Here is an 8598-nt window from a genome sequence, read left to right on the forward strand (position 1 = left end):
CCGCGCCCACCGGTCGGCCAGCGGGCGCGGGCAGGGCTCCCGCGCGACGGCGACCGTGCGCACCCGCGGGCAGGCGGCCGGGTCGAGGCCGGACAGCACGGTGGGGGTCGCGATCAGCACTTCGGCGGTGCGGGCCGCGGCGGCGAGGTCCTTGCCCCGGATGACGAGCGTGCCGCCGTGGGCGAGGCAGCCGAGGATCTCCCAGGCGGCCATGTCGAAGGCGATGTTGAGGAGCTGGGCGACCCGGTCGCCGGGCCGGACGCCGAGGCCGCCCGGGGTGGTGAGCAGGAGGTTGGCGACGTTGCGGTGGGTGACCTTCACGCCGTTGGGGCGGCCGGTGGTGCCTGAGGTGAACAGCACGTAGGCGCCGTCGTCGCCGGTGACGCGGGCGCGCGGGGCCGGGGCGTACGGCAGCGGCTCGTCGAGCGGGAGCAGCAGGTGGCCGTCCGGCAGGGGCACGCGGTGGGCGTGCTCGGCGACTGTGAGGACGACCCGGGTGCGGGCGGTGCGGATGACGCGGGTGAGCTGGGCCGGGGGTGCGAGGCCGATGTCCTGCGGGACGTAGGCGGCGCCGGCCTTCAGGATGCCGAGCAGGCCGACCAGCATCGGGATCGAGCGGCGGACGAACAGGCCGACGTGGTCGCCGGGGTGTACGCCCTCGCGGACCAGGCGTGCGGCGAGGGCACCGGCGTACCGGTCGAGCTCGCCGTAGGTGATGCGGGCGCCCTGGTGTTCGGCGGCGACGGCGTGCGGGGTGGCCAGGGCGTGCCGGGTGACGGCGTGGTGCAGGAGCGGGTCGGGGACGGGGACGGTGGGGCCCCGGCCGTACTGCCGGAAGAGCCGCTGGTCGCGGGGGGTCAAGTGGCACAGAGGCATGGTCGGGTGGCCTCCTGGCTGTTTCGAGGTCGGATTGCCACCCGCGGGCCGGCCGCGGGTGGATGCAGCCGTGAGCGGCGGGCATGCCCGGGTGTCGAACGCCGTGCGGAGTCGTGCGAGCGCTGCGCGTAGCGAGAGCGTAGTGCGGCTGCTTCAACTCTCAACGAGGTCGGATCGGCCAAGAAAGGAACGCAATGAGCCACATGTGGCGTTTCTCGTCCCACGGGCAACGTGCGTGCCGGTCGGCGACGACCTGAAGGAGGGCGGGCCTGTCTCTCGCCAGGGGCGGCTGGATGCTGCCTCACGCGGGTGGGGCGGTGGCGGGGAGGTTGCCGTCCCGGCCGCGTAACAGGGAACCGTCCCGGGCGTAACACGGCCGACGCACGCTGAACGGTATGCAGAGCACTGTGACGCCCACGCACTGCCCGTACTGCGCCCTGCAGTGCGGGATGAACCTGACGCCCGCCCCGGACGGGACCGTCGAGGTGAGCGAGCGCGCGGACTTCCCGGTGAACCGGGGTGCCCTGTGCGGCAAGGGCCGGACGGCCGCGGCGGTGCTCGCACCCGGCGTGCGCCTGACCTCCCCGTTGGTGCGCGACCAGGGCGGCACGCTGGTGCCCGCCTCCTGGGACGAGGCGCTGGACCGGATCGCCGCGAACCTGGACCGCACGCGCGCGGCGTACGGGCCGGACGCACTCGGCGTGTTCGGCGGGGGCGGGCTGACGAACGAGAAGGCGTACACGCTCGGCAAATTCGCGCGGGTCGTGCTCGGCACGTCCCAGATCGACTACAACGGACGCTTCTGCATGTCGTCGGCGGCCGCCGCCGGCATCAAGGCGTTCGGCCTCGACCGGGGGCTGCCGTTCCCGCTGGAGGACATCCCGAAGTCCGGCTGTGTGATCCTCGTCGGGTCGAACCTCGCGGAGACCATGCCGCCGTCGCTGCGGTTCTTCACCGAGCTGCGGGAGAACGGCGGCAGGCTGATCGTCATCGACCCGCGCCGCACCAAGACCGCCGAGCAGGCGGACCTGCACCTGGCGCCCCGGCCGGGCACGGACCTGGCCCTCGCCCTGGGCCTGCTGCACCTGGTGATCGCCGAGGGCCGGGTGGACGAGGAGTACGTCCGGGAGCGCACGGCCGGCTGGGAGGACGCCCGGGCGGCGGCGATGGCGCACTGGCCGGAGTACGTGGAGCGGATCACGGGGGTGTCCGTTCCTCAGCTCCGGGAGACCGTGGGGCTGTTCTGCGAGCCGGAGTCGGCGATGGTACTCACCGCGCGCGGGCCCGAGCAGCAGTCCAAGGGCACCGACACGGTGGGCGCGTGGATCAACCTGTGCCTGGCGACCGGCCGGGCGGGCCGCCCGCTGTCCGGGTACGGCTGTCTGACCGGGCAGGGCAACGGGCAGGGCGGGCGGGAACACGGGCAGAAGGCCGACCAGTTGCCGGGCTACCGCAAGCTCGACGACCCGGCCGCGCGGGCGCATGTCGCCGAGGTGTGGGGTGTCGATCCGGACAGCCTGCCCGGCCCGGGGCGCAGTGCGTACGAGCTGCTGGACGCGCTGGGCACCGACATCAGGTCGCTGCTGCTGATGGCGTCCAACCCGGTGGTGTCGGCCCCACGTGCCGCGCACATCGAGAAGCGCATCCGGTCGCTGGACTTCCTGGCGGTCTGCGACGTGGTGCTGTCGGAGACGGCGGCGCTCGCGGACGTGGTCCTGCCGGTCACCCAGTGGGCCGAGGAGACGGGCACGACGACGAACCTGGAGGGCAGGGTGCTGCTGCGGCGCCGGGCGGTCACCCCGCCGGACGGCATCCGCAGCGACCTTGAGGTGCTGCACGAACTGGCCGCCCGCCTGGGCGTGGAGAAGGGCTTCCCGACCGACCCGGAGGAGGTCTTCGAGGAACTTCGCCGGGCGTCGGCGGGCGGGGCGGCGGACTACTCGGGGATCACCTACCGGAGGCTGGTGGAGGAGAACGGGGTGTTCTGGCCCTGTCCGGCGGTGGTGGAGGCGGCCGACACGGGCCAGGACGCCCTTCCCGCCGGGGAGGCGCCGGCCGTGCACCCCGGCACGCCCCGTCTCTTCCTCGACCGTTTCGCCACGCCCGACGGCCGCGCCCGCTTCGTTCCCGTCTCGCACCGCGCGATCGCCGAGGAACCGGACGACGAGTACCCGGTGCTGCTGACCACCGGGCGGGTCGTGGCGCAGTACCAGTCCGGGGCGCAGACCCGGCGGGTGGCCGAGCTGAACGCCGCGGCGCCCGGGCCGTTCGTGGAGCTGCACCCGAGGCTGGCCGCCCGGCTGGGGGCGGCCGAGGGAGACCCGGTGGCCGTCGTGTCGCGGCGGGGCCGGGCCGTGGCGCCCGCGAGGATCACGGACGCCATCCGGCCCGACACCGTCTTCATGCCCTTCCACTGGCCGGGCGAGGGCCGCGCCAACACCCTCACCAACCCCGCGCTCGACCCGACCTCCCGGATGCCGGAGTTCAAGGCGTGCGCGGTGCGGCTGGAGACCGTACAGACGTAGCGGTCAGCTCACGGCGACGGCCTTCCAGGCCGCCGCGACCGCCTTCTGCTCGGTGCTGTCGCCGCCGTAGAGGTCCTTCGCCGCGCTGAGGGTCGCCGTGCGCGCGGCCGCGTAGTTCGTCGAGGACGTCATGTAGACCGTCAGCGCGCGGTACCAGATCTTGCCCAGCTTGGCCCGGCCGATGCCGGTTACCGTGGAGCCGTCGCAGGTCGGGGAGTTGTAGGCGACGCCGTTGAGGGACTTCTCGCCGCTGCCCTCCGCGAGCAGGTAGGCGAAATGGTTGCCGACGCCGGAGGAGTAGTGCACGTCGAGGTCGCCGAGCTTCGCGTTCCAGCAGTCCGCCGACTTGCCGTCCTTGGACGGCTTGTCCATGAAACGCAGGGCCTCGCGGCCCAGGCCGGAGCGGACGACCTTCTCGCCGATGAGCCAGTCGCCCCGGTCCTCGGCGTTGGCCGCGTGGAACTCCACCAGCGTGCCGAAGACGTCCGACGTGGCCTCGTTCAGGCCGCCGGACTCGCCCGAGTACGTCAGCGCCGCCGTCTTCGACGTCACGCCGTGGGACATCTCGTGCCCGGCGACATCCAGCGACACCAGCGGGCCCATGAGCTTGCCGTCGCCGTCGCCGTACGTCATGCAGAAGCAGTTGTCGTCCCAGAAGGCGTTGTTGTAGTCCTTGCCGTAGTGGACGCGGTTGAAGGAGCCCTTGCCGTCGCCGGCGATGCCGTCACGGCCGTGGACCTTCCTGTAGTAGTCCCAGGTGACGTCCGTGCCGTACTGGGCGTCCACCGCCACGGTGGACCGGTCGGCCGCCGCGCCGGTCCCCCACTGGTTGTCGGCGTCCGTGAAGAGCGTCGCGGGGGCGCGGGTCAGACAGACGGTCAGCAGGCACTTGTCCGTCTTGTTCTCGGCGTCGCCGGTGTACGTGCCGCCGCGTGTCGCGTCCTTGAGCTGGTACGACGAGCCGGCCGCCGTCGTCTCCAGCGGGACCGTGCCGCCGTAGAGGGACTTGCCGTCGCCCGAGGCCGACTCCAGGGAGTCCCAGGCGTCGATCCGGGCGCCGGTCGTCGCGTCGGTCAGGACCGTGCGTCCGACGGGGTTGCCGATCTCGTCGTGGGCCACCGCGTCGGTCTGCCAGGCCAGCTTCGGGGCGCCGTGCAGGGCGTCGACGACCAGCCGCGGCTTGGCGGTCAGCCTCTTCAGGCTCTCGCCGAGGTGGGCCGCGCGCAGCAGGTTCGCCGCGAGGTCGGCGGCCTTGGGGGCGGTCACCTTCGGGGTGACGCTCGTCAGGGAGAGCGCGGACTTCGTCGCACGGCTCGTGCCGCGGTACGTGCCGTCCGGGTTCAGGTGGAGGACGAAGTCGCCGCCGAGCACCGGGAGCCGGTGGTAGGTACGGTCGTAGCGGACGTGCCGGGTGCCGTCATCGTCGACGACGACGTCCCGGACCTTCGTCTCCTGGGCCGCGGTGAGGCCCAGGGCTCCGGCCCGGTCCGCCAGCACCGCCTCCGCTTCCTCGATCGCGCCCGACCTGGTCGGCCGGCCCGCCGCGCCGGCGGCCGGGGAGAGGACGGCGGCCAGCAGGGCGGCGGTGCCGGTGACGGCCACACCGGCGAGGGCGAGACGGGAACCGCGGACATGACGTATCCGACTCATCGGTCTCCTCATACGGGCGCACCCGGTCGCGTGGGGTCGACCGGGTGCGGCGTTGATGTTGACCGCGAGTTAAGGCGGCGCGGACATGGCATGTCCATAGCCCCGCTGTGGAGGTGTGTGAGGGTGCAGAATCGTTCCTGTGATCCTCCCTTTCTTCGTCTACGGCACCCTCCGCCCCGGGGAGGTCAACCACGACCTCTTCCTGCGCGGCCGCACCCGCTCGGAGGAGCCGGGCAGGCTCGCGGACACGGTGCTGTACGAGGGGCCGGGCTATCCGTACGCGGTCGAGGAACCGGGCGGCGCAGTGGTCGGCGGGGAGCTGGTCACCGCGCTGCCGGAGGCGTACGAGGGGCTGCTCGCCGAGCTGGACCGGCTGGAGGAGTACGTGCCGGGGGATCCGCGCAGTCTGTACGTGCGCGTCGAGCGGAAGGTCGTACGGGAGGCCGACGGGGTGGCCGTGCGGGCCTGGGTGTACCTGGCCGCGCCCGCCGTCGCCGCGCGGCTGCGGGCCCGGGGGCGGACGATCGCGGGCGGGGACTGGCGGGCTCGGGTGTGAGACGCCCGGCGGAGGCCTGAGCGAGGGCACGGTGCGCGTCGAGCGGGCTCGCGTCCAGCGGGTTCAGCCCCCGTACGGCCACCTCCCCCGGGCCTCCCGCAACGCGCGTCCCCACCACAGCAGTTGGTCCAGCATGGTCTTGGCCGCCGCGTCCGGGCCGGAGGGGTCGCGCAGGGCGCCGCGGTCGTCGAAGGAGGCACCGGCGTTGTGGAAGGAGACGGTGTCGCGGACCGTCACGGCGTGAAGCTCCGCGAAGACCTGACGCAGGTGCTCCGCCGCGCGCAGGCCGCCGGACAGGCCGCCGTAGGAGACCAGGCCGACGGGCTTGGCCTGCCATTCGGTGAAGTGCCAGTCGACGAGGTTCTTCAGGCCCGCCGGGAAGGAGTGGTTGTACTCGGGGGTGAGTACCACGAAGGCGTCCGCGCGGGCCAGCTTCGGGGTGATGCCGGACAGCGCGGCGGTCGCCTCCGGGGTCGGTTCGAGGGACATGGGCAGGGCGGCCTCGGCGACGTCCACGACCTCGGCGACCAGGTCGTCCCGGTCCCGGATGCGGCCGAGGAGCCAGTCCGCGACGACGGGGCCGAAACGGCCGTGCCGGTTGCTGCCCACGACGAGGGTCAGACGGAGGGGGTCGGCCGCGGCGGCGGCTGGTGCGGTGGCGGTTGTGTTCATGCCGCACAGCCTCGTACCTCAACCTTACTTGAGGTCAAGCGGCGGCGCGTACCCCCGGTCACCCGTTCACACGCGCGCCCCGCGTATTTCCGCACGCCGCCCGCCGAACGCCCGTGACCTGCCGAAACGATCGCGAGTAGCCGCCGGTTCACCTCCCCCTGACACCCGTTCACCCCTATTCTGACGCCCCCTCAGCAAGCGCGGTCGTCCCGCTGCCCGTTACCTCGGAAGGGCAGACGCACGACCGACCCGCTCGAAGGGGAGCACCGATGCGACGTACCGCCCGGCCGCTGACCGGCATCGCGCTCGCCGTCGCCGCCGCGGCTCTCGCCGCAGCACCCGCGTACGGCGCGTCCGCCGGTGGCCTGGAGGTGTCCCCGGCCTCGGTCGTGCCAGGCGGTCAGGTCACGGTGCGCACGGCGGTCTGTGGAGACGGCGGCTCGGCGACGGGTGACGCCAGCGCGGTCGGGGCCGGTTCCCTCAGCCTGGCGCCGGACGCGCACGGGCAGGACGCGACCGGGCGGTTCAGGGTGCCGCCGAGTGCCCAGCCGGGGACGTACGAGATCACCGCCACCTGCGGCGGCAGCGGCCGGCGGATCACCGGGGACCTGGTGGTCACGATGACGTCGATGCGCGGGCAGGTGCATCCACGGGGGAGCGTGAAGACGGGGGTCGGCGGCGCCCTGGGCCCCGACCCCGTGCAGACCGCGGCCGGCGTGGCGGCTCTCGCCGTCGCCGCCGCGGGCGGTACCTGGCTCCTGCATCGCCGGGCGAGAGGCGACGGGATCTGACGGACACCCTCCGCTGTCCGTCGCCGGTACCGCATGTCCCCTCCCCCTCCGGGTCCGACGCCCCTCGCGGCCCGGCGGGGGGTACGGGGCCGAAGCTCAGAAAGGGGTGGGTGTGCGCAGGTTCCCCGGCAGCGGCGTCCGCGATCCCGCGAACGCGGCCATGGCGGCCGTCACGGTGTTCGCCCTGTGCTCCGGGGCGTGGCTGCTGCGCGACGGTGCCGGGACGCACGGCCCGCCGCAGCCGTCCGCCGCGCAGGCCCGGGCCGGGCTGGACGGCCGGGCCGGGGAGCGGCCCGCCGTGCCCGCGCTGCCGCCCTCGCCGCCCGACCGCATCCGCATCCCCGCGATCCGGGTGAACGCCCCGCTGACCGGTCTCGGTCTGACGAGGACGGGCAGCCTCGACGTACCGCCCGCCGCGGACGAGAACCTCGCCGGCTGGTACGAGTCCGGCACCACGCCCGGTGAGCCGGGCACGGCGATCGTCGCCGGCCACGTCGACAACGCCGACGGCCCCGCCGTCTTCTACGACCTCGGCGCCCTGGCCCGGGGCAGCACGATCGAGGTGGACCGGCGGGACGGCGGCGTCGCGGTGTTCACCGTGGACGCCGTCGAGGTGTACGCCGCGAAGGACTTCCCCGACGAGAAGGTCTACGGCGCCACCCGCCGTCCCGAACTGCGGGTCATCACCTGCGGTGGCGGGTACTCACGCGGCACCGGGTACCAGGGGAACGTCGTCGTCTTCGCGCACCTGACCGGCAGCCGGTGACGCGCCCAGGACGTTGGCCCTCCCCCAGGCCCCCAGCGGCTCCAGGGCCTCGTTCAGGGACACGCCCCGGGGCGTCAGCGAGTACTCCACCCGCGGCGGCACCTCGTCGTACGCCTCCCGGTGCACCAGGCCGTCGGCCTCCATCTCCCGCAGGTGCGAGGCGAGCACCTTCTCGGTGATGCCCGGCAGTTCGCGGCGCAGTTCCCCGAAGCGGCACGGCCGCTCGTTCAGCGCCCAGAGGATCAGCACCTTCCACTTGCCGCCGATCACGTCCATCGCCGCGTCGATCCCGCACACGTACGCCCCCGGCCGCCGCCCGGTCGTCGCCATGCCCCGCCCCTCCCCTTCCGCTGCCTGCACTCTTCCCTCGGGGCAACCACCCACTTCCAAGTACGTACTTGAGCAGGCGCTTCCCCTGCGACGAGCCTAAACGCCATGACAGACAACGCGGTTGCTCCCGATGATCAGCTCGCCCCACGCACCCCACTCACCCTGCTCGGCACCGGTGCCATGGGCACCGCCCTCGCCCGGGTCTGGCTGGCCGCCGGGCACGAGGTGACAGGCATGGTCGCGACCCTATGCGAGGCCGATACGCACCCGGTGCGACGCCCCTCACAGCCCGCTGTCGCCGCATCGCCGAACCCCTCACAACCGGCCGTCACCGCGCCGCCGAACCCCTCACAGCCCGCCGTCACCGCGCTGCGGAGCACCTCACAGCTCACCGCCGCCGCATCGCCACCCCTCACAGCCCGGCCGCCACCT

8 protein-coding genes and 1 pseudogene are annotated in these 8598 nt (G+C 73.5%); 5 read left to right on the forward strand and 4 right to left on the reverse strand.

Translation table 11 applies throughout. From position 1 onward, the window contains the following. The coding region (locus tag ABZ281_RS25435; RefSeq protein ID WP_356658997.1) for an AMP-binding protein at positions 1–876 on the reverse strand (876 nt) is incomplete at its 3' end. Positions 877–1271: 395 nt separating this feature from the next. Between ABZ281_RS25435 and ABZ281_RS25440 the strand changes: the two genes are divergently transcribed. Then, on the forward strand, positions 1272–3401 hold the full coding sequence (locus ABZ281_RS25440) for a molybdopterin oxidoreductase family protein (protein WP_356658999.1): 2130 nt from the start codon (positions 1272–1274) through the stop codon (positions 3399–3401). Between the two features lie 3 nt (positions 3402–3404). On the opposite strand, the gene ABZ281_RS25445 is transcribed toward ABZ281_RS25440, so the two are convergent. Beyond that, entirely contained in the window at positions 3405–5051 is a 1647-nt protein-coding gene (locus ABZ281_RS25445) for a M4 family metallopeptidase (protein ID WP_356659001.1), read from the reverse strand. 139 nt (positions 5052–5190) lie between these two features. Between ABZ281_RS25445 and ABZ281_RS25450 the strand changes: the two genes are divergently transcribed. Beyond that, entirely contained in the window at positions 5191–5607 is a 417-nt protein-coding gene (locus ABZ281_RS25450; protein WP_356659003.1) for a gamma-glutamylcyclotransferase family protein, read from the forward strand. A 63-nt stretch (positions 5608–5670) separates the two neighbouring features. Here the strand turns inward: ABZ281_RS25450 and ABZ281_RS25455 are convergent, their stop codons facing one another. Then, entirely contained in the window at positions 5671–6279 is a 609-nt protein-coding gene (locus ABZ281_RS25455; protein WP_356659005.1) for an NAD(P)H-dependent oxidoreductase, read from the reverse strand. A gap of 269 nt (positions 6280–6548) precedes the next feature. Here ABZ281_RS25455 and ABZ281_RS25460 point away from each other — a divergent pair, with 269 nt between their 5' ends. Both ABZ281_RS25460 and ABZ281_RS25465 read left to right on the forward strand, forming a co-directional pair. Next, positions 6549–7070 (forward strand): hypothetical protein, encoded by a 522-nt coding sequence (locus ABZ281_RS25460; protein WP_356659007.1) that lies wholly within the window; start codon positions 6549–6551, stop codon positions 7068–7070. A gap of 160 nt (positions 7071–7230) precedes the next feature. Beyond that, positions 7231–7836: a class F sortase gene (locus ABZ281_RS25465; protein WP_356659011.1), complete on the forward strand. Its 606-nt coding sequence runs from the start codon at positions 7231–7233 to the stop codon at positions 7834–7836. Here the strand turns inward: ABZ281_RS25465 and ABZ281_RS25470 are convergent. Then, positions 7774–8166, reverse strand: a complete 393-nt coding sequence (locus tag ABZ281_RS25470) for a helix-turn-helix domain-containing protein (protein WP_356659009.1) — start codon at positions 8164–8166, stop codon at positions 7774–7776. The two genes, ABZ281_RS25465 and ABZ281_RS25470, sit on opposite strands and share 63 nt — an antisense overlap. 105 nt (positions 8167–8271) lie before the next feature. Here ABZ281_RS25470 and ABZ281_RS25475 point away from each other — a divergent pair. After that, positions 8272–8598, forward strand: a pseudogene (locus tag ABZ281_RS25475) (hypothetical protein); the annotation flags it as partial.

This window comes from Streptomyces sp. NPDC006265 (assembly GCF_040613555.1).
In the GTDB taxonomy this organism is placed as follows: Bacteria; Actinomycetota; Actinomycetes; order Streptomycetales; family Streptomycetaceae; genus Streptomyces.

Bases quoted from the DNA above. Each gene is read 5' to 3' on its own strand.
- ABZ281_RS25440 (WP_356658999.1), top strand. From the start codon at position 1,272: ATGCAGAGCACTGTGACGCCCACGCACTGCCCGTACTGCGCCCTGCAG.
- ABZ281_RS25445 (WP_356659001.1), bottom strand. From the start codon at position 5,051: ATGAGTCGGATACGTCATGTCCGCGGTTCCCGTCTCGCCCTCGCCGGT.
- ABZ281_RS25455 (WP_356659005.1), bottom strand. From the start codon at position 6,279: ATGAACACAACCGCCACCGCACCAGCCGCCGCCGCGGCCGACCCCCTC.
- ABZ281_RS25460 (WP_356659007.1), top strand. From the start codon at position 6,549: ATGCGACGTACCGCCCGGCCGCTGACCGGCATCGCGCTCGCCGTCGCC.
- ABZ281_RS25465 (WP_356659011.1), top strand. From the start codon at position 7,231: ATGGCGGCCGTCACGGTGTTCGCCCTGTGCTCCGGGGCGTGGCTGCTG.
- ABZ281_RS25470 (WP_356659009.1), bottom strand. From the start codon at position 8,166: ATGGCGACGACCGGGCGGCGGCCGGGGGCGTACGTGTGCGGGATCGAC.